The organism is Alicyclobacillus herbarius DSM 13609 (genome assembly GCF_000430585.1).
GTDB lineage: Bacteria > Bacillota > Bacilli > Alicyclobacillales > Alicyclobacillaceae > Alicyclobacillus_G > Alicyclobacillus_G herbarius.
This window is the reverse complement of sequence record NZ_AUMH01000013.1, coordinates 19,474-42,413: the sequence shown is the minus strand read 5'-3', so window position 1 is coordinate 42,413 and position 22,940 is coordinate 19,474. Positions and strand designations below refer to the sequence as shown.

Genomic DNA, 22,940 nt, shown 5'->3' with positions numbered 1-22,940 from the left:
AAGTTGCGCCGGCCGCCGCGTTGGCCATGAACAGAGCGGCGTTGGCCCCAGGTCGAGCCGCGTTGACCACAGAGCGAGCCGCACAAAAAAACCGCAGCATCCCATCTCGGCTGCGGGAAATTTGTGCTCGGAGACCTGTTTCGGGCGGGCGATAGCTCCGGAGCCTGTGTCCCCTGTGGGGCCTGGTCCCCCTGCGGCGACCGTTCAGGCCGGCGATAGCCCGGAGTTCTGACCCCTTTCCGAACTACCTAAGTCGGAATCATCCATAAGTGCAACACGACCAACGCCAACACGCCTGGAATCCCCAACAACCCGGCGGTCAAGGCCGTATACGGATTGAACGGCAGGTGGAACTGGATGTAGCCGCCGAGCCAGTTGATGGCGAGAATAAACAGGCACCCGGCAATAGCGCTGCGCACCAGCTTGCCCACGACCTGTGCGGGGTGGCGCGCCGCCTGCGCCAAGACAATGATAGCGACCACACCCAGGGCTCCCCACAGATACAACGGCGTGTGCGACATCTGGACCTTGCTCCTTTCCCCATCATCTCTAAGGCAAGGCGTCCGTCTTACGGGCCCGAGGTGTCACTCTCCGCCCACAGCCACTGCAGGCTACCCACGTGAATCTGCTGCTCCCGAGCGAGATTCAACAAGTAGCGAAAGTGCTGTTCCGCCGCACCCATGCGGAACACCGTATGGTCAATCAGGCACGGATCGACAACGTGATCGAACTGGCTTTGGGCGAGCTCCATCTCCCGTTTGGCCATCACGAGTTCGTGGATGAGGGTGCCGGCATCGAGCTGCCCGTCCGCATCCGTCAACGGACGCGTGCGGCGAAACCCACGCGCTACCGGGTGGTGTGTATTCTCCTTCATGCCGCTCCCATCTCCTTGCCTTCGAAATTACTAGATCATAGGCAAGAGAGTGGGACAATATGACTCGCCGCAAACCTGGGGTCAAAACCGTGAGCGGAACGCCACTGCGATAGGGCTTTTGCGCCGCAGGCCGGGCTAGACCTGGCGGCGCCCCTCCAGCGCTTTGGCCAAAGTCACCTCATCGGCATACTCCAGGTCGCCACCGACGGGAAGCCCGTGCGCAATGCGGGTGACCTTGAGGGAAAACGGCTTGAGCAGTCGGGAAATGTACATTGCGGTGGCCTCTCCCTCAACATTGGGATTGGTCGCCAGAATGACCTCCTGTACCTCCGAGTCAGCCAGGCGTTGCACCAATTCGCGAATGCGGATGTCGTTGGGGCCTATCCCTTCCATGGGCGAAATGGCGCCGTGCAGGACGTGGTACCTGCCGTTGTACTCATGTGTCCGCTCCATGGCTGCCACGTCGCGGGCGTCCTGAACCACGCACAGGATAGTCTTGTCGCGCGAGGTGTCCGCGCAGATGCGGCAGGGATTGACGTCCGTGATATTGCAACATACGGAACACTCGCGCAGGCCCAACTTCACCTCGCGCAGCGCGGCGGCAAACTCCTCGACGTCTTGGATATCCATGGTCAGGACATGAAAAGCCAGCCGGCTGGCCGTTTTCGGGCCAATGCCGGGCAGCTTCATAAACTGCTCAACCAGGTGTGTGATGGGGGCGGGGTAACTCTGCATCGCTTAAAACAGTCCAGGGAGATTCAGTCCACGCGTGTATTTGCCCATCTCCGCCTCGGTCAATTCATCCACCTGCTTGAGCGCGTCCTGCAGAGCGGCCAAGACCAAGTCTTGCAGCATTTCCACGTCGTCCGGATTGACCACCTCTTGAGTGATTTCCACCGCCAGCGGCTGTTTGTGTCCGTTCATCCGGACCTTGACCGCCCCGCCGCCGGCCGTGCCCTCGACTTCCCGCTCGGCCAGGGCCGCCTGCGCCTTCATCATCTCATCCTGAAGCTTCTTCGCCTGGCGCATCAACTGATTCATGTTTTTCACACAATCACTCTCCGTCCATAATCTCTACCACATCTTCGCCGAACACCTCGACCGCCTTGGCCAATAAAGCCTCCCGGTCATCGTCGACAGGAGTCCCCTTGTCGGGCGCCCCTTGTTCCGCCACAAACGCCTCCCAATCCGGCCGGTGCAACGCCAGAAACCGCAAAGGAATGCTCGACACTTCCGACAGCGCCGACTCGATCGAGGCACGAATGGGCGGCTTCATCACCGCATCGCGGTGAATGCGGCTGGCAAAGGCAATGACGACCGTGTCGTCGGTGGCCAAGACAGGTTCCCCACCCATCAACCAAGCGTGGGTTTGAATCTCCTGACTGCGCACCCGTTCCAGGACCTGGGGCCAAACGTGTTGTACGCGCGCCAGGACGTCCGCGTTCGCCGCGTCTGCCAGCTGCGCCAGCACCTGCATCTTGCGGTTTTTTCCCAGCTCTGCTCGGCGCCGCGTCGGAGCCGAAGGGGAGCTGGGCGCGGGCGGATTGCCTTCCGGCATGACCGCCGCCGGTTTTCCCGCTGTGCCGGTGGAGGTGCCCATTTCAGCCGAAGTTCCCGGCTTCTTGTTCATATGACTGGGCGCTGCGGCGGGTGCTGACCCAGCTCGGTTTTCTAGACCGGACGAAGCCAGGGCCGCGCCGCCCGCAGCCCCGGGTCGATGCGCGGTCTGAATGGGGTCCAGAATCGCTGTGCGGCTTCGTGCCTGGGCGCTGACAGCTACGGCCAAAAGCGACGTCTCCAGTGCCAACCGGGGCTGCTCCACGTAACGCAAACCGGTATACGTCTCGCCCAGCTTCTCGACGGCATAGAGCAGCCACTCCTCGGGGCAATCGGCGGCCGCCTGCTGGTACAAGGGCAAAAGCGGCCCAATGTCAAGGGCATCCGGAGACACCTTGACCACGAACACGTCCCGCAGCGTCTGCAGCAGGTCGTGGACGATGCGAGCCGCGTCCTTGCCTGACGCGTACCAGGCCGCCAGGTCGGATAAGACCTGTGCGACATCCCCTGCGGCCAGCGCCGCTACTAAGCGCAACAAGCCTTCGCTGTCGACCCCGCCCATGACGTGCGCCGCATCGGCGGCGCGAATCTGGCCGTTCTCTGCAAACGCCGCCGTCTGTTCCAGCAACCCCAGGGCGTCGCGTAGACCCCCGTCCGCCGCATGCGCAATCCGCCACAACGCGGCCTCCTCCGCCTGCCATCCCTCGGCCGTACAGACCTCGCGCAACCGTTCCACAATCGCCTCGGGCGCGATGCGGCGAAACTCAAACCGCTGGCAGCGCGAGATGATGGTCGCGGGAATCTTGTGCGGCTCTGTGGTGGCGAGGACAAACAAGGTGTGTCCGGGCGGCTCTTCGAGCGTCTTGAGCAAGGCGTTGAACGCCTCCGTGGTGAGCATGTGCACCTCGTCGACGATGTACACTTTTTTTTCAAGGCTCGCCGGAGCGTACTGGACCTTATCCCGCAGCTGGCGGATTTCGTCAACCCCGCGGTTGGACGCCGCGTCAATCTCCTCGACGTCCACATTGGCACCCTGATTGATGCTCAGACACGCCTCACACGCGTTGCACGGATTAGCACCTTGTCGATTCGAACAATTGACCGCCTTGGCCAACACTTTGGCGGCACTGGTTTTTCCGGTTCCACGCGGACCGCAGAACAGGTAGGCATGAGCCACCTGCCCCCGCAGGATGGCATTGGTCAACGTTTGCCGCACATGCGGTTGGCCGACTAAGTCGGAAAACGTCTGCGGCCGCCACGCGCGATAAATAGCCTGGTACGACAACCCGCAACCCTCCGCTCCATGGGGACGCTGTGGTGAGCTAATCCTGGTTTACCGCGATAACCCCTTAAAGGTAGCACAGGTAGCGGGCGGGGACAAACCCCAAATCGACAGGGGTTCTACCTCGCTTGTGCCGTTTTTATCCGCATACCACCTTTACCCGCGCTGACTTGTTGCGACTTCGGCAGCGGCCGTCTTATCCCCTGCTCAAGCGCGGGGGCCGACGCTTCACTCTCTGACAACTCCTGCTGGATGGGGAGGAAGACGGAAAAGGTGGCGCCAAACCCTTTCGAAAACACGCGGATAGTCCCCCCATGGTCGTTCACGATGCGCTGGCAGATGGGCAACCCGAGTCCGGTCCCCTTGTCCTTGGTGGTAAAAAACGCGTCGAAGATTTTATCCGTCTGGTAGTAGGGAATCCCAGGCCCGGTATCGGACACATCGACGCGCAGCCACTGCCCTTCGACCTTTGCCCGGATTCCCAGCCGACCGCCAGATTCCATTGCCTCAAGGGCGTTTTTTGCGAGATTCATAAACAATTGTTTGAGCATGGCCGCGTCGGCCCAGATCCAGGCATCCTTCAACGAAACACCCAAATCTTGCGTGAATTCTACGCCGCGTAATAGGGCGTCCGCCGCAATCATCGGTTCCAAGTCTTTTAAGATGCTGACAATCATGCATCGCTCTTTTTGCGTCTGCCGCGGTTTCGCTAATAAAAGCAGCTCAGTCACTAAATTATTGACACGGTGAATCTCATCCATAATCAATTGAATATACGCCGTTTCCTCTTGCAGGCCCTTGGCGGTTAAACACTCGCCCAACATCTGCAGAAACCCTTTCACCGTGGTCAATGGATTGCGGATTTCGTGGGCGATGCCCGCCGCAATCTTGCCAACCGTGGCGAGCTTCTCGGTCTTCTGCATGTTTTGTTCCAGTTTGGTCAGGTTGCCAAGGTCCTTCATCATGACCAACATGCCGCCCGGCCTGTCCCCGTAGCTCTGCAGCGGGTAGGTGTCCACCAAAACGTGGCGGATTTTACCGTGCGTCTCCCAAGCCACAACCCGATCCCGCACGGTCTCACGGGTTACCGCCGTATCCAGCAGCAATCGGTAGCTGTCCCGTTCGGAAGGGAGGCAATCGGACAGGGATGCAGCCGCCCCCACTGCCACTTTATCTTCCAAGAGTTCGCGCGCCAGCTCATTCAAGACAAAGACGCGCAGGTCCTCGTCCACATAGAGCACGCCGGCGTTCAACGCGCGCGCCCATACCGGCATCGTGTCCACCAGGCTGGACAGCGCCTCCGTCCATAACGGTCCTCGCCCCATGTCGTCGTTCATTGGAGTCCCCTCCTGCAGGCTGAACATGAGTAGCTATTCCGCGCCAAAAGGAAAAATTCCTGCAGGCCTAACAAAACCTCTCGCCACTCGACCGCATCCGACAAAGCCCGACCGCGTTTCGGCGACCGCCTGGCGGCAAACGAAAAGCACGCCCTCCGACCAGGAACCAAATCAGGAGCGCCCACGTCGCCCGAAAGCACTTCCTTAGTGCTGCTTCCGCCAGGACCTGACACGGTTCGGAAGGTTTCGCCGCATGGGACCCAATTTGGTTCCTGACCGCAAGGCGCGCTGTGTTTTGCCTGTGGTCAGTCTTTGTTGCGATTATGAATCGTATCAAGGAGGAAAAGGTACAAACAGGCACAGCGCCCGTTTGCACCCCTTTGGATTCGGCTGTGGCGGCAACCCGGAATTCGCCAACAGCTTCTGGCGGAGAGAGTGGGATTCGAACCCACGAGCCCCTTGCAGGGCTACTCGCTTTCGAGGCGAGCTCCTTCAACCACTCGGACATCTCTCCATGCCGATGCTTGCCTTGTGCGTCGTATTGGGACTTTATCCGTCTCACTCCGACCCGCTTCGGTCGCGGAGTCTACGGAAAAAATCCTTCAGTATCATACCACACTCCCCCGCTAAAATGCCAGAGGAAATTTCCGGATGGTGGTTCCACAATCCCGGCTGCAGGACGGCCAATTTTGATTCGATGGCTCCTCCCTTGGCATCGCTCGCTCCGTAAACGAGGCGTCGCACGCGTGCCAGCATCATGGCCCCCGCGCACATCAGACAGGGTTCCAGGGTCACGTAAAGGTCGCATTCCGCCAGCCGCCAGGTGCCCAGTCTACGGCTGGCAGCCCGCAGCGCCAACACTTCCGCGTGCGCGGTCGGATCAGCCCACGTTTCCCGCAGGTTATGGGCGGCTGCAACCACCTCGTCCTGGCGTACGACCACCGCGCCAATCGGCACCTCGCCGAGGGCTTGCGCTTCGCGCGCTTGGGCCAAGGCCAGCGCCATAAAATGCTCATCTCGACTCTCTGTCACACCTCGCCCGCCTCGTTCTGCCACCGTGGCTCTGGCAACACCAGGTCATCTACAGGCAGATTGTCAGCCGCATTGTGACGAGGATGCTTGCCGACCACATCGGCGGCAATGGTCAACTCCCGTAATAGGTCAAGTTGCATTTGTGAATTGAGGAATTGCGCCTTAACGTACGCTTCTCCCAAATCGCTGGTCACGTAATGTGCCGGCAGGCGGTTTAACGCGTACGCCAAAATGTCGTCACGACAGCGCGGACAATCACAAACCAATTTTCCGGCACTAGCCAGGGTCTCGTCAAACAACATCCGCGCTAGCGTTTCCGTCACGTTGAGTAACGCCATTCGTCGTTCCCCCCAACCCAGACCGAAGTCTATACCCTCATTCCCCTAGTGTATACCTGTTGATACGAATTGGTAAGTCCCTTTTTCCTGGCCGCCACATACCCTGGGAAAAAGGAGGCGTCCTTATGAACAAGGAACCGGAACCGGTCGGTTCATCGGAACGGATACGTCCGGTGCTTCATTCCGATTTGCAAACGCTCGACAAGTGGCAAATGCATCTCGCCCTCACACAGGCGGATTTGCCCTGCCATCTGCCAGAGACATACCCAGCGCACCCAGACTCTCTATCAGGGATGCTACAGCGCCACAGAGGCGTCTATATCAAACCCGTGCAGAGCTTTGGAGGACGCGGTATCTCCTGTGTGCGCCGCCAGCGCCCTTCCAAGGCCTCCGGAAAGACGGTCTATACCTGGTTGACGCAAGGTCGGTCCAGCCTGCAAACGGAAAGCCTCGCTCACATTGTGGAACACTTTCAAGCCCTGTACAGCAACGTGGAGTGTATCGTCCAAGCCGAGGCGCCCGTCTTAACCCTGGATGCCCGCCTGTTTGATATTCGTGCCTTGATGCAGCGCACGGCCAGTGGGGAATGGCAATACAGCGGCTGCTTGGTCCGCGTTAGCGGCCCGGGGGCAATTGTCTCGAACGTAGCCATCAGCCAAGGCCGCGTGCTGCCTTTGTCCACAGCCTTGGCGGGACAGAAGACAAAGAAACCCCTTCGAGCGGAGCGCGTAGAGGCGTCCGTCATCCAGACCAGCCATGCCGTCTGCAAGGCAATCGCCCCATACCGTTGGTTTCATGAAATCGGTGTCGATTACGGGCTGGATCGCCATGGAAAGTTGTGGCTGTTCGAGGTCAACACAGACGACGCCCGCGGCGGCCCAAGCCACGACCTGTTCGCCCAACTGCCTGACAAGACGGTCTACGAACGCATTGTCCAGACCGCCCAAGAGCGCCGGCTGCAAGATGTGGAGTGGCTCCTGCGCGGCCTGTTCGAAGCGAGCGACGATGGGGCAGACGCGACGCCGAAAGACGCGGCGCCATAACTATGGGCGTTTGCACCGGTTCGGTCCCCCCTGCATAGGCTACCCTGACCATACAACACGATACGGGGAGGCCTTTTGATGTGTGGAATCGCAGGTTGGGTTGACTGGGAACGAGACCTCACCCAAGAACTAGAGACTATCCGCGCGATGGGAGAGACGCTGGCCTGTCGGGGTCCAGACGCCTCGGACGTCTGGCTGAGCAAATCGGCGGGGTTTGCCCACCGGCGCTTAATCGTGGTCGATCCGGAAGGCGGCAAGCAGCCGATGACGCGCCGTTTTGGGGACAGGGTCTACACCATCACCTATAACGGCGAGCTGTATAACACCGACGAAGTCCGCGCCGAGCTGATTGCCGAGGGTTACCCTTGTCAGTCCTATTCCGATACGGAGGTCGTCTTGGTCTCGTACATTGCCTGGGGCCCCGACGCGCTCGAGAAACTGAACGGCATCTTCGCGTACGCCATTTGGGATGAGACCGAAAAGACGCTGTTTATGGCCCGCGATAGGCTCGGCGTCAAGCCGCTGTTTTACGCCCAGCGCGGACGGGGGGTGCTGTTTGCCTCGGAACTGAAAGGACTGTTAGCCAATCCGTTGGTCGATCCGGTCGTCGACGCGGAAGGGCTGGCTGAGGTGTTCCTGATGGGGCCGGGGCGCACCCCAGGGCACGGTGTCTTTCACGGGGTGCAGGAGCTGCGGCCTGGCCACTACCTGCTGGCCCACAAAGGGTACGTGCGCGTTCACCCGTATTGGCAGCTGACGGCAGAGCCGCATACCGATGATGTCGAGACTACCGTGGCCAAGGTCCGTGAGCTGTTGGTCGATATCGTCAATCGCCAACTGGTGTCCGATGTCCCGGTTTGCACCTTTTTATCCGGGGGAGTCGATTCAAGCGCCGTCTCGGCCATCGCTGCCGAGGCGTATCGAAACCGCGGACTGCCGCCGTTAAACACGTATTCCATCGACTTTGTCGACATGGCGGAAAACTTTGAGGCCAACAGCTTCCAAACGGGCCTCGACGCACCGTGGGCGCGCCGGGTTAGCGAATTCATCGGCAGCACCCATCACCCGGTGGTCTTCGGTATCGAGGAACAGCTGCAACACCTGTTCACTCCGATTACGGCTCGCGATCTGCCGGGCATGTATGACATCGATTCGTCGTTATACCTGTTCTGCAAGGCGATTAAGCAAAACGCGACCGTGGCCCTATCCGGAGAGGCGGCAGACGAAGTGTTCGGGGGTTACCCATGGTTCCATCGGGAGGACGCGCTTACAGCCAAGACCTTCCCCTGGTCCTTGAAACTGAACGAACGCATTCGCGTCATGTCGCCGGAGTTGCAGAAGATAGTCCGCCCTACGGAGTACGTGGCGGATAGGTACCGCGACGCGTTGGCCGAAGTGCCACGGCTTCCCGGCGAGGATGCGCGCCAGGCACGGGTACGTGAAATTGGGTACTTGAGCATCACCCGCTTCCTCGCCACCCTGCTCGACCGCAAAGACAGAATGAGCATGGCCACGGGCCTTGAGGTGCGCGTACCGTTCTGCGATCACCGACTGGTGCAGTATGTGTTCAACATCCCGTGGGAGATCAAGACGACCGGCGGTCAGGTGAAAGGAGTCCTGCGCGAAGCCATGCGCGGATACCTGCCCGATGATGTACGGGCCCGCAAGAAGAGCCCTTACCCGTCCGATCCGAATCCACGCTACCTAGAGGCGACTCGCTCTTTAGCCCTGGCCATGCTGGAGGACGCGAACGCGCCCATTCGACCGCTGATTGACGCAACCGCCGTTCGCGAATTGGCCGAGTCCAGCTATAGGAAGGGCGAACACCGGCCCTGGTTCGGACAAATCGCTGGGACCGCCCAGATGTTCCACTACCTAATTCAGGTTGACCGCTGGCTGCGCGATTACAAGGTGCGCATCGTCTGAGGAAGTTTGTGGTTAACGGCGGCCAGTCCGAATGGGATTCGGCAGCCGATAACATACATTAACGGCCCCATCCCGCCAGGGTGAACTTTGCCCGGCGGCGATGGGGCCGTGCTGAGAACCATAAGCATGCTGGATAACCGTAGTGGAAGGGATACGCGTTGCCCGAGTTTTACCGAGTGGGTGCGGCCGTAGCCTGGCCGCTGCCCGCACCCCCGCCGGACCCGTGACCGTGCACCTCGTCGCCATGGCCGCTCTCCCGCAGCCCCGCTTCCAACCAGCCGCGCACCACAAACAGGCCTACCAACGCCAAGAGCAACAGGGCACCAGCAATGAAGAACGGGATGGACTCACCGAAGTGATCCCCCACCCAGCCAGAGAGAATCGGCGACACCGCCGCCCCCGACCAGCGCAGGAAGTTATATGCGCCCGACGAGATGGAGCGAGAGAATGGCGAAACCTCCATCGCCAAGGTCGTAAACATGGCGTTGGAAATGCCACAGAAGAAACCAGAGATGACGACTACGTACAGCATACCGTTGCCGTGGATAAGTCCAGCCGCGACAAACACCAGAATCAAGCCAACCAGGTTCAACTGCAGCAGGCGAATGGGCCCGAGCAACGGCCGCAGCCAGTTGACGACGAATACAGATGAGATACCAACCAAAATCCCCCAAGCAAAGTACGTCCAGCCCAGCGACATCGCGCCCAGCCACTTCATTGTCAAGGGAGAGTACGCCAAGATGGTAAAGAAGCTGAAGCTATAGGCCAGGCCAATCAAAGCATTGGACAAAACCGCCTTGTGCCCAAGCGCGCGGAAGAGGTCTTTCGCCGTACGCCGAGCCTCTTTTTGCTTCGGATCGGTAACAAGTGTAAAGGCCAAAACCCAAGCAATGGCCATCAGGGTCGCGGCGCCAAAAAACGGGTACCGCCAACTGAAGCTGCCGAGCAGGCCGCCGAGCAACGGCCCTGATGCCATCCCAATGCCGAGCGCGGCTTCATAAAGCGTGATGGCCGACGCCATGCTGCCGGAAGAAGCACCGACGATGATGGACAGGGCAGTCGAGGTAAAGAAGGCGTTCCCGAGGCCCCAACCTGCGCGCACCACAGCCAGAACGCCGATGTTGGGGGCCAAGCCGGACAGCGTCGCAAACACCACCACCATCGCCAACCCAATCAAGACCACGCGGCGCCCGCCAAACCGGGTCGCCAAGACGCCGGATATCAACATCGCTAAGGCCATTACTGCGATATAACTGGTGAACAACCACTCCACCTGAAACTGGGTCGCGCCCATCTCCTTACCGATTTCACTCAGGATGGGATCGACCACACCAATACCCATAAACGCAATCAACGCCGCGAAGGCAGTCGCCCACACGGCGGCAGGGAAACGACTCACAGTCATCCTCCTCCCGCGTATCATCCGCTGATGTTAATGTCGAGATATTTCGAGCATGAATAAGTTCGGGATCCGAAATAGACACAAATTGGATTGTACCTCGTACGCAGGGGAATTGGCGAACCGCAAAATCGGGGATTTCAGGCCAAAAAACGCGGTTAAACCGGATACATCGGGGATGAAACGGCGTTTCCCAGCCAATTCGGCTTGGGCACCTCCACGTTGTCCGAATTCGTTCACGTTTTGTAAAGCATCAGGGGCTGTCCCCACCACAGTGAAGACAGCCCCCTATGGTGCAGTCGCCGTTGCCCCGCACGATTGCCCTGTGCCGAGACCAGGGCGCTGTTCCTTACAGAGGCCACTTACTTCCTGCCCCCGCCGCCTTGGGTCAACGCCTGCAACCGCGCCAACACGGCGCCCAGCTCCTTGAGGTCCCGTCCTGCCGCCTCGTAATCGCCCTTCGCCGTATCCTGCGTGTACCGCTGGAACCACTGATTGGCCTGCTGCGCCAAGGATGCCGCATCCGCGCCCCCTACACCTGCGCCGGCGCCGCCTGTCGATCCGCCCGCACCGCTGCTCCCGGCCCCGCCGCCGGTCGCTTGGCCGCCGCTGCCGTTCCCTCTGTGGCCGCTTGCGCCGCCGGTTCCACCGCCGTTGGCACCGGTTCCTCCAGGCGCATTCGGCTGCGGAGTCGTGCCTGCGCTCCCGGATAACAGGTTATCCATCGCCGCCGCCAGGGATGTGCCCATGTACACCTGCTTGTTGTAATCGACAATCACGCGCTCCAGCTGCGGCAGCGAGTTTTGCCGGTTGGCCACCAGGTATACCGGTTCAATATACACCAGCGAATCCCCCACCGGCACCAGGAGCAGGTCCCCGCGAACCACGTGTGACCCCTGCTGGTTCCAGAGGCTCAACTGCTGCGAGATGGACGGGTCCGAATCAATCTGGTTTTCCGCCTGCAGCGGGCCAAACTGCAGCTGCGACTGCGGGAACTGGTAGAGCGTCAAACGGCCATAGCTGCCCGGTTCGTTGTGAGCGATGAGCCAGCCGTTCAGGTTATCCTTGCCGTTTGGCGTGAACAGGGCGCTCAGCACAAAGTGCGGCCGCGTTTCACCCGGCATGCGAATCATCTGGTAGACCGGGGGACGCGTGGTCGTCTGGTTGTGATGGTATATCTGCTTCGCCAGCTGCCATTGGTCCTCCCGGTTGTAAAAGGCGGACGCGTCGGTCATGTGATAGCGCGTCAACGCCTGCGCCTGAGCCGCGAACAGGTCCTGCGGGTAGCGGAAGTGGGCGCGCACGTCGGCCGGCACCCGGGTCGTAAATAACCGCGGGTAGACACGCATCAAACTTTGCAGGAGCGGATCGGACGTGTCCACAGCGTAAAAGGTGACTTGCCCGGTATAGGCGTCGATTACGACCTTGACTGAGTTGCGGATGTAATCCGCCCCCATGAACGGCTGCGCGTACGGAAGGTTGTCCGCCTGTGTATAGGCGTCAAGCATCCAGAGGATGTGGCCGTGGCTGTCGACAAAGGGGAAGGCATCGTGATCGTAGCGTAAGAATGGCGCAATGTCCTGCACCCGCTTATAGATGTTGCGGTCAAACAGCCACTCCGACTTGTTCGTCAGCTGGTCACTCGTAAAGAATCTCAGCGTCCCTTGCTCAATCGTGAGCAGCAGCCGATTCCCGGTGATGGGCAGGCCATAGCCGCCCTGATAATGGGACGACTTATCGGTCGATCCGACCGGATAATCGAACTCGGGCTGTTTGGACGGAGCAATCACATTCTGCCCGCGCAGGCCGAAGTAGATCTGCGGCCGGGTGATCTTCGGAAACGGCGGCGTCGTGGTCTGCGGGGTGTTGCCTGCGAGAATCGTGGGCAACCCATCCTGGTCAAACTGGTTGACCGGGCTCGCCGCCAGGCCATAACCGTGGGTGTAGACAAGCGTGGTGTTGACCCAGGTCTTCACCGGCAACTGGGAGGAATCCAGCTCCCGGGCGGCCACGTAGACCTCATGTCCGTCGTATCGGTCCACCGTTGCCTTGGCGAAGGTAAAGTAGCTCTTGAAACTCTGCAGCTGATTGTAGATGCTGGTCGTCTGCCCTTGGTCGTTGACGCGCACGTTGTCGAGGGCGTTCTTGTCCTTGGCCACGGCGGCCTTGGTCAAACTGGCCGCCGCCTGAAACGGTTTAGCGTCGACCCGCTCGATGTTCATGCCGTAGCGAGTCGCATCGATGGTGTCCTGGATGTAGGGTAACTCCGCCGTGCTCTGGTTCGGGTGCACGTAGAGGCCGTTGACCAGCGCCGACACAATCCAGGTGAACACATAGCCGCCAACGGTCAGAACACTCGCCTGCACCACCCGTTTCCAGGCGCGTCCGGCGGGGCGGACAAACCCGTCCTCCGCCGGCAGCACCGTATCGATGCGGCGGGCGGCCAGCGCCAGCGCAGCGGCCAAGAGCAGCAGCGTCAAGGCGTGAAACCAAGTGAAAATCGGGATGACCAGGTGGGCGCCCACAAAGTCGGGCCCGTAGACGAACGACTGATTGCCGCTGGAGAGCATGAGCCCATACCGTTGCAAATACGCCAGCGCGGCGAGCACGACAAAGACGGCCGAGAGGATGCCGAGCACCACCCGTGCCTGGCCGCGCACCGAAACCTCGACCGGATCGCTCGCACGCGTGACCACATATTGGCGCAGCCACAACACCGCCAGGCAGGCGGCGCGGATGGCGGCAAACAGCACGAGCGTCCCTACCAGCCGCCCCAAAACCGCGACGATAATCGGCCAGATGTAGACGTAGAACGAGTAGTCCATGTGCAGCAGCGCATCGGCCCGGCCAAAGCGAACGTGTGAGAAGGCCAGGTACCACTCCGTCGGATTGATCGATCCGATGCCATAGCCGATGGCCCACCCGATAACGGCGATGGGCGCGCCGATAAGCCGTCGACCCCAACCCGGCCACAACCGCGTCAGCGGCCGCGCCGCCCACAGCATAAGGAACATGTATATGATGGCGCCGACATAGTGGGCACCGAGCACCAACCACATGTTTTTCGCGTACACCGCGCCATAGCCGAGCGCCTCGTGCAAGCGGTATTCATATAACCGGTTGAGCCCGACGTTCAAGATGATGAATACCACGAGCACCACAAGCAACACCCATGGCCAACGTCGCCGTGGCTTCGCTGCCATCACCCATCCCCCTTGAATCCGTACCCTATATGTAAATCTCACAAGAGCGTCGATTGCGTTTATTTTACCACGGGTGGTGTGGGTAGGAAATGAGGGGATGTCGCATGGGGATGGGGCAATTCAGCGCCAGCCATGAATGCTTCAGTCCATCGATTCGGGCAGGCCTTCAACCATGATTCTCAATGTCTCGTTTAAATCCCGGGTCGCGTGTAGAGTTGTGAAACGCTCAGCTGCCAGACGGAGAAATTCGTATGCGCGACCTGCGTCACCCTTCGATAACTCAATCTTCCCCATGACTCGACAGAGTCTTCCGTGCTGGAACGATGCACCGTAATCGTGGACGAGGTCCATCCCCGCCAAACAGTGCCTTTCCGCCTGGGCGACGTCCCCTTGATTCAGATACAGTAAGGCAATTTCTTCTTCAACGGAGGCCATGGAGACTGGATCGTTCGTCTGGTCAAAAATGAAGTATGCCCGTTTTAAGTGGCTCAGTGCTCCCTCCGTCTGGTTCAGATCACGAAGAAAAATTCCGATGTCAAGCTCGATTTTTCCAAGATAATAATTACTATTTTGAAGACTTATCTCGTGTAAGTCCTCCATGAATGACAATGCCTTTTCGAGCTGCCCAGTCATCTTTAGAGAACAGGCGAAACCCACACCTGCCTTGAGACGAATTTTAGGATGTGTTTCTGAAGTGCAGCTTTCAAAGGCCGTTTTATACCACTTGCACGCCTCCTCAAGGTTTCCGAGGTAATAGGCCGTCGTGCCTAAGTAAATCATCGCCTCCTGACGCAGTGCAGCACAAGATGAACAAGTTTGTGCACGGTCCACAAGGCGTCTGTAGCAACGAAATGCAGACCGGTGTTCACCGAGTTTGTAGTAGGTGTTTCCCAGCCAAAACAGAGCCTCTACAATTTCGGAGGCCTTCCCCACATGAAGGCTGGCCTCATACGCTTCCTCGAACTGGTCATAGGCATCCATAAATCGCCTGCTCTTATAGAGAGCTTTGCCCAGGGACATCAACAGCCCGAACGTATTGCGCAATTCCCCACTCTCGCGCGCAAGCTTCAGGCCCGCTTGGGCACGTGCAATCGCATCGGCAAGACATCCGGCGTCAATCAGTGCTTGTGTGGTTCGAAGAATGTTATGAAGAATGTTATTCAGTTCTTCGGAACCATCGACATCCCCAAGGAAATAGCTGAGAGGCTTCCCAAGTCTTTCTGCTATGATTGATAATACCCTGATAGACGGCTGGGCACGGCCAGTCTCAATATGACTGATCATGGATTTGGATAAGTCTTCACCAGCCAATTCCGCCTGGGTCATCTTAAGTTCCTTGCGGGCAGCGCGAATTTTCTCCCCCACATTCATAGCCCTTCCCCACCACACTAACCCAAAGTTTATCTATATTATACCAAATCCCCCCTTGTAGTTATACAAGTATTCTATAAAAATGGAATTGTGAGGGGAGGGATTAAATGAGGCGATTGATGGAGATCAAAACCATTGCAGCCGCTGTCGGAATCGGAATTGCGGCGCTCTTTATCGCCCCATCCGGTCTTGGACTTCCTGAGCCTGATAGGGCGCCAACCCTTGCGCAGTTTGACTAGTATTCAGTACCCGTGCATTTTTGGAGCTCACGAACGGAAACGTTCGTAAACGGGAGCAGTGAAAGTGAAGGTACGATCTAAAATCCTCAAATCGCTTTTTCGTCAGTGTCAGTTGCATTATTCCTTATTGAATAAGCGCTTCACCAGCCCCAAAATTTGCATACAATGGTATGACTGCTATTATCGTCTAGAATCCCTGCGAAATCAACGGATACTCACCCCATCAGGGACGTGAAACTTGCGTTAAAGGTGTTCTAAAGTGTAAATGTATGGTACAAATTACGGGTTGTTGGAACTGTTGGCTGCATCCAAGGAATAAGTTAGATAGGGTGATGAAGATGAAAGCGAAGAAAACAATCATCTTTGGAGTTGCTATGGCCATGTCTGGGAGCGTAGTGATGTCGTTACCGGCAACTGCATCGGCGGCAACACTCTCGAGCTCGGCCCAACCCGTACATGATACGTCAACGGCCGATCCTAAAATATCAATCCTACCCAATGATAGCGTTTCTCCGAATTTTAATTTCGGCGGCACGGAGCCGGACAATTACTATGATACGCCGTTCTCTGTAACCACAAGTAAAACAGAGACTATCACAGTGAATGTCGTACAGTGGCAGAATTCTGGAACTGCGAAAGTAGAATATAGACTAGTATCTTCATCAGGCAAAACAACTGGCTGGCACACAGTATCTGGAAACTATACAAGTTCCGCAACTTTTATTTATTTCACTGATATGCTTAAGGGTACGTATCATCTTCAGCTCAAAAACATAGGTACAGCGACAGTATACGGAAATGGGTATATCCATTACACATAATTGGTGGCCCCCACGTGAAGGCTTTTTATTGCACGAACAGGTGGAAACATGTAGAGTAAACTTCCGAGAAATCTCATTAGTCGCTGGGAGCTGCCGACAATGACTGTTCTCACTTGGATGGTGGGCCTGACGTGCCTTTTGATAGGCACACGGTTGCAGGCCCAGTTTTTTGGTTTCAGCACACGGCGCGATAATGGCTTGACGTGGGTGCTGTTGTTCGTCGCGGAGGCAGACCTGTCCGTCTTTCTCGCAGGTGCGATTAGTTCCTTGAACACGTTAACCGTTTCGGCAATCGAGCTGGCGGTTTGCGTCCTGTCGTCACTGCCCCTTCTCTATCATGGGCGACGACACGGTGCGGGCCACCCTCCCCAGCGCCTTGAGCCTTCATCCTGGAAGAGCGGCATCATGAGCCTCGGCTGGCTCGGTTGGCTGTCCTGCGCGCTTTTGCTGGGCCTGCTCGCGCTGTCCGGTTTTGTCGGTTGGCTGTTGCCTCCGTACGGATCGGACGAATTAAGCTATCACTTGCTCGCCGTGGCTAACTGGATCCATACAGGGAGGCTGCAGGACACACCCATTTCGCTGTGGGCAAACGTGTACCCAAAGAATGCCGAACTCCTCTACACTTGGTTCTACCTGGTGGATGATACTGACCACTGGGTGCACCTCGGCCCGTGGCTGTTTGCCGTTGCGGGTGTTCTGGCGACTATGGGCTGTGCACGGGAAATGGGTATAGAGCGGCCTGCGTCCATTGCCTGTGGCGTCCTGTTTTTGGCGGGGCCCACTGTTTTCTTGCAATCGACCACGGCGTATACCGATCTGGCCTTCACTTCCGTATTTCTGCTGTTCTTCTACTTCTACCTTCGCCTTCTCGATACCTTCGACCTGCGTTGGACCTGTCTCTGCGGCTTGAGCGCGGGATTGACATTGGGAACAAAGTCGTCCGCCATGCTCTATGTGGGGACATGCGCGTTGGTGATGTTGGTCTTCGCCCTGCGAGGGCTTCGTCAAGGCCGCTTGCATGGTGCGCAGTTGGCAAAACACATCGCCGTGTTCACCGGCATGTGTGTTCTCTTCGGAAGCTATTGGTATGTTCATACTTGGGCAACTTACGGGAATCCTATCTATCCGTTCACAGTGGCGTTTCGACACCATGTGGTGTTCCCTGGCCAGGGTTCCATGCAGGAGATGATTATCAATCCGAATACACCAGAGGACCTGCAACACAAAAGCTGGCTGGACAAGGTGTGGATCTCCTGGACAACGATTCCCAATTTTTATTCGTATGACATGTACGTTGGAGGCTTTGGGCCACAATGGACTTTTGCCGAGTTTCCATGTCTCGTCATTCTACCGTTCCTCTGGAGGGTGCGAAACAGGTTCCGGCTGTGGACTGTGATGGTTCCACTAGGTCTCATCTTTCTCTTGCAGCCAGCCAATTGGTGGGCAAGGTACACGTTGTTCATGGCGGCATGGGGGGCCTGGGCGTGCATGCTGGTCGTCGGCGCCATCTCCTGGAAGACCGTTCGTCGAGGGATTCACTTCCTGCTATTGCTGTCGGTAGCCGGCCTTTACGTGGGCGGGGTTGTCTATCTCTTTTCACACGCAGGCGGAACCCACGAGTCAAGTTTGGTATCCCGGACCATCGTCAGCGCGGTGCGCACCCCGGAGGACGAGCGGACCGTCGGCCTCGTGTTCCCCGAATACGCTTGGGTAGACCATCTGCAAAGGCCCGCGGTGATTGGCTATACAGAGGACGTGCCTTTTCCTTATGCCCTCTTTGGAGAGGGCGCGCGCAACTCCCTGATCTCGATTGAAACCAAGGACTACGACACCTTCCTTTCGATTTTGGTCCACAGGCGTATCCAGTATCTCATGACGGGATGTGACAATCACTATGAACGATGGATTCAACAACGCCCGAGCCTATTCAGAAAAGTTTACGCCCGAAGCGGCTACCGCGTCTACCGGGTGGAGTTCATGGCGGAAGCTGATTTGGGACATGGCGATTGAGCTTCGACCAGCTCAGTGGATGAAAAACCTGTTTGTCTGGGCAGCCCTTCTGTTCACCGTCCCGCACGTCAGCGTTCGCATGGTCGGCCTTGAAATTGTATGCTTTATGCTTTTCTGCCTGGTCTCCGGCTGCGTGTATGTCCTGAATGACATTCTCGATCTTCCGGTGGATCGGCTGAACCCGGACAAGGCGGGTCGGCCTATTGCGTCAGGTCGGATAAGACCGGACTTTGCCGCTTTTGTAGGGGGCTTCCTTCTTGTACTGTCTTTCGCGACCGGATGGAAGGTCTCTCCCTGGTTGTTTGCGGTGCTGGGAGCGTACTTTTTGGTCAATGTCCTCTATTCTTGGCGTCTCAAACATGTAGCGCTGTTGGACATATTCGCCATTGCGTCGGGATTTGTTCTGCGTGCAGTCGGGGGTGGCGTTGCGATAGGTGTTCCATTGACTTCGTGGTTTCTGATTTGTGCCATGATGCTGTCTCTGTTTCTCGCCATCGGAAAGCGCCGGTATGAGCTTGTACTGTGGCAGAAGTACGGGATCATGGCACGCCGCGTGATTCCCCAATATTCACTGGAGTTTCTCAACCAGATGAGCGGTGTGACGGCGACCATGGTGATTCTGACGTATTCCATGTTCACCCTGTCTTCTGGTCATGGACATGCGCTCACTGTCACCGTGCCGTTGGTCGCGTACGGGGTATTTCGCTACATGCAGTTGACGCTTGCTGGAGACAAGGGAGGAAAGCCAGAGTGGGTCTTGCTTCACGACAGACAGCTTCAAGTTGTCGGAGTTGTGTTTGCGGCCGTCGTGATTGCCCTTGAATGCACAGCCATACACCTGCGACCTTATTGATTTCATTCGCCCAATAAGGGAGACGAAAGCATTTTGAAAAAACTCCTTGCCTTATTTTTTCTACTCGCGTCAGCATTTTCATTTGCACTCACGTACTCCCAAGTTCAGCAGTCCGCCATAGAAAAGGCGGAGAATGCAGACCTTGGCATCAGCCGGCCACTCTGGATTCCAGACGCACCTCTCTTCTCTTCCCCCAACAGTTGGCGAGAAGTTTATCCCTTGTTGGTTCGAGCGGCCAAGCGGTCTCGCGTCAACCTGTTTCGCATCAGTATCGGCTATACTAGGCAGAATCAGCCGGAAGTCACCCAATATGTCTTGCTTACCGGTCCCTCTAACCTTTACGCCAGTTATACCCTGGAAAGCGGCCGTTTTCTAACCTCAACGGAAACTGAGCAAGGCGAGGCGTTTATCTCCTCTGCCCACACCGGCAACGCGCATCAAGTGGGAACCTTAAAAACGTTCAGCGGCTCGGTACTCATCGAGATTCGTCCGCTGTGGGAGGCAGAAGCCTACCTGCCGCTAGCTGGGCAGTTTTCAGTCGAAGCCGCAACCCAGAGTGAATATGAGAGGTTTGTCAACCAACTCGCGGCCGAGGTGAACCATCGTTTTCATGGCCGTCTAACGCATCCGTACACCGCGCGGGATTTCATTGCAGGAGAAGCACCGGTAAGCAGACCGAGCGGATTCGGCACACCTGGTTACGGCTTGTTGCATTATGTCCAAGAGATTCGATTCCTGGTCATGTTTATCACAGTTATTCTGCTGATATACTACGGCTTTCACGCCGCGAAACGGATCGGCATCATGAAGATGCATGGAATATCGAACGCCCGGATATGGTTTCTTCTGGTTGGACGGTTTGTCTTACTTTGTTTCTTGATTTTATCGGCAGCCTGCTTGTTGGCGGGCCTCGCAGTTCCAGGTACCACCGTGCAATTTCTGGCCCAGATTATCCTCACGCAATGCGAAATGTATGCCCTGATTGCAGCAACGTCGCTCATTGCCTATCTGTACATCGCGAGAATCCGCATCAGCGATGCGATTAAAAAACGCAAGCACACGACCAGCGTGTTGGTTTTGAATACTTTAGTGAAGGCGGGCTGGTCCATCGCCTTGGTTCTCTTAATCTTCTCCACCTGGAATCAATACGCGCTACGCCGCTCCCAACAGGCGCTGCTCTCCAGTTGGCAAGCGAATCCAAAAGCGAGTGGCTACGGTATATTCTATCCGATGTCGGTCGGACATGACTTCCTTGGCACCGCCCAAGGAGACGACAGCGCCCAATACGTCGAGACGCAATGGCTGTATCCCTACCTGAATCAACGCGGAGCTCTCTTTATCAATGCGGAGGAGTATGAGGAATCTGTCCTGCGCTTGCCCGAGCCGCCCGGCTTTATCCGTTCCATCACGGTTAACCCCAACTACCTGCGCCGTTTCCTAATCTACGACGTGCATCGTAAGCCCGTGCGAATATCTGATCAGACAAGCGATTGGATTTTGCTCGTTCCGGAAAAATACCGGAGCCAACAGGACAACATTCTCGCCTATTTCCGAAGCGAGAGACAGGCGAGCCATCAGGCCGAGAAGCCGTTCCCTGTTCCCTATCGTGTTAAGCATCAGGCGATTCGCATCGTCTGGTTGGCTAACAACCAGAAAATCTTCAGTTTCGATCCGGAAGTCTTCCCGCAGGAGCACAACGAGATCGTCGATCCCATCATTCAAGTGGCTACACTGAAAAACACCGTCTCGACGGATGGGTTAGGTTACGTCGATGGGACCGAATCCTCCCCGCTCAAGGTCCCGCTTATCCAAGGGAATCCGACTCTGACCTTAAAAAGCCTGGAGCCCAAACTGCACCAGCTACGCCTGGATGACCGACTGCGGAGTCTCGTAGACATCAACCAGGCCATCCAGTTGAGCATTTACCGACTCCAGGTTGAGATGAACGTACTACTCCTCGTTGTCCTTGGCCTGCTGGTCAGTTCGTTCTTTCTTGTTGCGCAAAACTTGGTGATTTTCTTTACGAAATACGGTCGACAGTTCCTCGTGCGCCGCTTGTTCGGAACCGGGTTCGTCCGCACGTACAAGGAGTATCTCCTGTTGTTTTCCTGCTCCTGGTTAGGACAGTCCCTCGTCAGCTTGATGTTGGCCTGGGGAGCGATTTCAAACGGATCGTCCGGGGTGAACCGAGTGAGTGTCGCTGCAATCGTTCCAATCGTGGTTGTCCTGGCTATACTCATCGGCATCGAGCTGATTGCTTCGCTAGGGATGTTAATTCGCATGGAGCGGCAAAACATCGCCCAGGGCTTGAAAGAAGGGACTTGATAACATGAAACCTGTTTGCGAACTCGTTCGTGTTCACAAATACTACGGCAGCCGTGCCGTACTGGATGATTACAGTCTGACCATCGCAGAAGGGGAAATGACGGCCATCACGGGCAAGAGCGGAGCCGGAAAGACCACGGTATTAAATCTCATGGGATTACTGGAGAAACCGGATAAGGGTCTAGTGAAGTTGTTTGGTGAACAAAGCCCACCAGTGGGTTCCCGTCATGCCAGTCGCCTGTTACGGACCCGCATCGGCTACCTGTTTCAGAACTACGCTTTGATAGATGAGGCGAGCGTGGACGCGAATCTCGAAATTCCGCTCTTGTACGCCAGGAAACCCAGGAAAGAGAAACAGAGGCTCAAAGAGTCTGCGCTTGCGCAGGTCGGGCTGCAGATTCCGCTCCACAGCAAGGTCTATGAACTTTCCGGCGGGGAGCAGCAGAGAGTGGCGCTGGCACGAATTCTGCTGAAACCCTGCGACCTCATTCTCGCCGATGAACCCACAGGCTCACTGGACGCCGACAACCGGGACGCCACTTTGGAAATCCTCAAGAGCCTGAACCGCGCCGGCAAAACCATCGTCATCGCCACGCACGATCCGGCCGTGGTTGCGGCCTGTACGCGTACGGTGCAGTTGGGAACAAACGTGTAAGGCCTCGAAAAGCCGTTCGTTTTCCAGCGTGCGTTTTCCTTCTGTCCGCGCCTCGGAGAGGTATACTGATATTCAGAAGACCCATCGGCGAAAGGGTGAATACTATGGCGAAACCCGAACGGGACCGTACAATTCGCTACACGTATGCCGATTATTTAACGTGGAACGGACCGGATCGATGGGAATTGGTCGATGGGGTGCCATACCTGATGGCCAGTCCGACCCCCGAGCACCAACTCGTTCTCGGGCAGCTGTTTCTAGAAATCGGAAGCCATCTACGCGATACGAATTGCCAAGCATACATCGCCCCGATGGACCTTTGCTTTGAACCGAGCCTGCAAACCCGACACGTTGTCCAGCCCGACTTATTCGTCATGTGTGGCGAATACGGACGTGATAAGCGAATTGTGGGTGTACCGGTGTGGGTGATTGAAGTTCTGTCCCCGTCCACGGCGGCCCAAGACTTAATCCGCAAGTTGAACCTATATCAGCGCATGCGCGTGCCCGAGTACTGGATTGTCGAGCCGGATGAAAAAATCATCAACGTCTACCTGCATGATGGACAAACGCTACGCTGGACCGCAGAATACAAGCCGGGCGAATCCGTGAGCCCAACCCGGTTTCCGGACCTGTCTGTGGACGTCAGCACGGTGTTCGCCGGTCTGGAGTAAGTCC

Annotated in this window: 20 protein-coding genes, 1 tRNA gene and 1 other RNA gene; 9 read left to right on the top strand and 13 right to left on the bottom strand. The window is 57.2% G+C overall.

The annotated features are described in order from the left end of the window. Positions 1-248: 248 nt before the first annotated feature. The 10 genes from H522_RS0110220 to H522_RS18790 form a co-directional block, all read right to left on the bottom strand. On the bottom strand, positions 249-521 hold the full coding sequence (locus tag H522_RS0110220; RefSeq protein WP_026962238.1) for a pro-sigmaK processing inhibitor BofA family protein: 273 nt from the start codon (positions 519-521) through the stop codon (positions 249-251). Positions 522-568: 47 nt separating this feature from the next. Further along, a complete protein-coding gene (locus H522_RS18800) occupies positions 569-874 on the bottom strand; it encodes a YaaL family protein (protein WP_035453452.1) in 306 nt (101 codons plus the stop codon). Between the two features lie 135 nt (positions 875-1,009). Beyond that, positions 1,010-1,609: a recombination mediator RecR gene (recR, locus tag H522_RS0110210; RefSeq protein ID WP_026962237.1), complete on the bottom strand. Its 600-nt coding sequence runs from the start codon at positions 1,607-1,609 to the stop codon at positions 1,010-1,012. A 3-nt stretch (positions 1,610-1,612) separates the two neighbouring features. Further along, positions 1,613-1,915 carry a YbaB/EbfC family nucleoid-associated protein gene (locus H522_RS0110205; RefSeq protein ID WP_420535297.1) on the bottom strand — a complete coding sequence of 101 codons (303 nt, stop codon included), beginning with the start codon at positions 1,913-1,915 and terminating at the stop codon, positions 1,613-1,615. Between the two features lie 13 nt (positions 1,916-1,928). After that, positions 1,929-3,716 (bottom strand): DNA polymerase III subunit gamma/tau, encoded by a 1,788-nt coding sequence (gene dnaX / locus H522_RS0110200; protein WP_026962235.1) that lies wholly within the window; start codon positions 3,714-3,716, stop codon positions 1,929-1,931. 116 nt (positions 3,717-3,832) lie between these two features. Further along, the gene (locus tag H522_RS18795; RefSeq protein WP_051344152.1) at positions 3,833-5,050 is read right to left on the bottom strand and encodes a two-component system sensor histidine kinase NtrB; all 1,218 of its coding nucleotides are present in this window, start codon (positions 5,048-5,050) and stop codon (positions 3,833-3,835) included. A gap of 135 nt (positions 5,051-5,185) precedes the next feature. After that, positions 5,186-5,424: signal recognition particle sRNA large type (ffs, locus tag H522_RS21065), an RNA gene on the bottom strand. 50 nt (positions 5,425-5,474) lie between these two features. Beyond that, positions 5,475-5,564 (bottom strand) — tRNA-Ser (locus H522_RS0110190). A 44-nt stretch (positions 5,565-5,608) separates the two neighbouring features. After that, entirely contained in the window at positions 5,609-6,082 is a 474-nt protein-coding gene (gene tadA / locus H522_RS0110185; RefSeq protein WP_026962234.1) for a tRNA adenosine(34) deaminase TadA, read from the bottom strand. Beyond that, positions 6,079-6,420 carry a late competence development ComFB family protein gene (locus tag H522_RS18790; protein WP_051344151.1) on the bottom strand — a complete coding sequence of 114 codons (342 nt, stop codon included), beginning with the start codon at positions 6,418-6,420 and terminating at the stop codon, positions 6,079-6,081. Before H522_RS18790 ends, tadA begins: the two co-directional genes overlap by 4 nt. Before the next feature lie 125 nt (positions 6,421-6,545). On the opposite strand from H522_RS18790, the gene H522_RS0110175 reads away from it, so the two are divergent. Both H522_RS0110175 and asnB read left to right on the top strand, forming a co-directional pair. Continuing rightward, positions 6,546-7,463, top strand: coding sequence for a YheC/YheD family protein (locus tag H522_RS0110175; protein WP_026962233.1), 918 nt, complete (start codon positions 6,546-6,548; stop codon positions 7,461-7,463). 78 nt (positions 7,464-7,541) lie between these two features. Further along, positions 7,542-9,389: an asparagine synthase (glutamine-hydrolyzing) gene (gene asnB / locus H522_RS0110170; protein ID WP_026962232.1), complete on the top strand. Its 1,848-nt coding sequence runs from the start codon at positions 7,542-7,544 to the stop codon at positions 9,387-9,389. Positions 9,390-9,558: 169 nt separating this feature from the next. Here the strand turns inward: asnB and H522_RS18785 are convergent, their stop codons facing one another. The 3 genes from H522_RS18785 to H522_RS0110150 all read right to left on the bottom strand — a co-directional run bounded on the left by H522_RS18785 (position 9,559) and on the right by H522_RS0110150 (position 15,362). Beyond that, positions 9,559-10,788, bottom strand: coding sequence for an MFS transporter (locus H522_RS18785; RefSeq protein ID WP_155836336.1), 1,230 nt, complete (start codon positions 10,786-10,788; stop codon positions 9,559-9,561). 362 nt (positions 10,789-11,150) lie between these two features. Beyond that, positions 11,151-13,991, bottom strand: a complete 2,841-nt coding sequence (locus tag H522_RS20545; RefSeq protein WP_051344150.1) for a UPF0182 family protein — start codon at positions 13,989-13,991, stop codon at positions 11,151-11,153. A gap of 141 nt (positions 13,992-14,132) precedes the next feature. Beyond that, positions 14,133-15,362 carry a helix-turn-helix domain-containing protein gene (locus H522_RS0110150; RefSeq protein ID WP_026962230.1) on the bottom strand — a complete coding sequence of 410 codons (1,230 nt, stop codon included), beginning with the start codon at positions 15,360-15,362 and terminating at the stop codon, positions 14,133-14,135. 107 nt (positions 15,363-15,469) lie between these two features. Between H522_RS0110150 and H522_RS22340 the strand changes: the two genes are divergently transcribed. The 7 genes from H522_RS22340 to H522_RS0110120 all read left to right on the top strand — a co-directional run bounded on the left by H522_RS22340 (position 15,470) and on the right by H522_RS0110120 (position 22,936). Further along, positions 15,470-15,601, top strand: a complete 132-nt coding sequence (locus H522_RS22340; protein ID WP_281173093.1) for a hypothetical protein — start codon at positions 15,470-15,472, stop codon at positions 15,599-15,601. A gap of 338 nt (positions 15,602-15,939) precedes the next feature. After that, a complete protein-coding gene (locus H522_RS21510; RefSeq protein WP_155836334.1) occupies positions 15,940-16,422 on the top strand; it encodes a hypothetical protein in 483 nt (160 codons plus the stop codon). 99 nt (positions 16,423-16,521) lie between these two features. Beyond that, positions 16,522-18,432, top strand: coding sequence for an ArnT family glycosyltransferase (locus tag H522_RS20540; RefSeq protein ID WP_026962229.1), 1,911 nt, complete (start codon positions 16,522-16,524; stop codon positions 18,430-18,432). Next, positions 18,422-19,285 carry a decaprenyl-phosphate phosphoribosyltransferase gene (locus H522_RS0110135; RefSeq protein WP_051344149.1) on the top strand — a complete coding sequence of 288 codons (864 nt, stop codon included), beginning with the start codon at positions 18,422-18,424 and terminating at the stop codon, positions 19,283-19,285. The genes H522_RS20540 and H522_RS0110135 overlap by 11 nt, the downstream gene beginning before the upstream one ends. A 219-nt stretch (positions 19,286-19,504) precedes the next feature. Further along, on the top strand, positions 19,505-21,610 hold the full coding sequence (locus H522_RS0110130) for a bacteriocin-associated protein (RefSeq protein WP_155836333.1): 2,106 nt from the start codon (positions 19,505-19,507) through the stop codon (positions 21,608-21,610). A 4-nt stretch (positions 21,611-21,614) separates the two neighbouring features. Beyond that, on the top strand, positions 21,615-22,265 hold the full coding sequence (locus H522_RS0110125; RefSeq protein ID WP_026962226.1) for an ABC transporter ATP-binding protein: 651 nt from the start codon (positions 21,615-21,617) through the stop codon (positions 22,263-22,265). A 104-nt stretch (positions 22,266-22,369) separates the two neighbouring features. Further along, on the top strand, positions 22,370-22,936 hold the full coding sequence (locus H522_RS0110120) for a Uma2 family endonuclease (protein ID WP_026962225.1): 567 nt from the start codon (positions 22,370-22,372) through the stop codon (positions 22,934-22,936). The last annotated feature ends 4 nt before the right edge of the window (positions 22,937-22,940 follow it).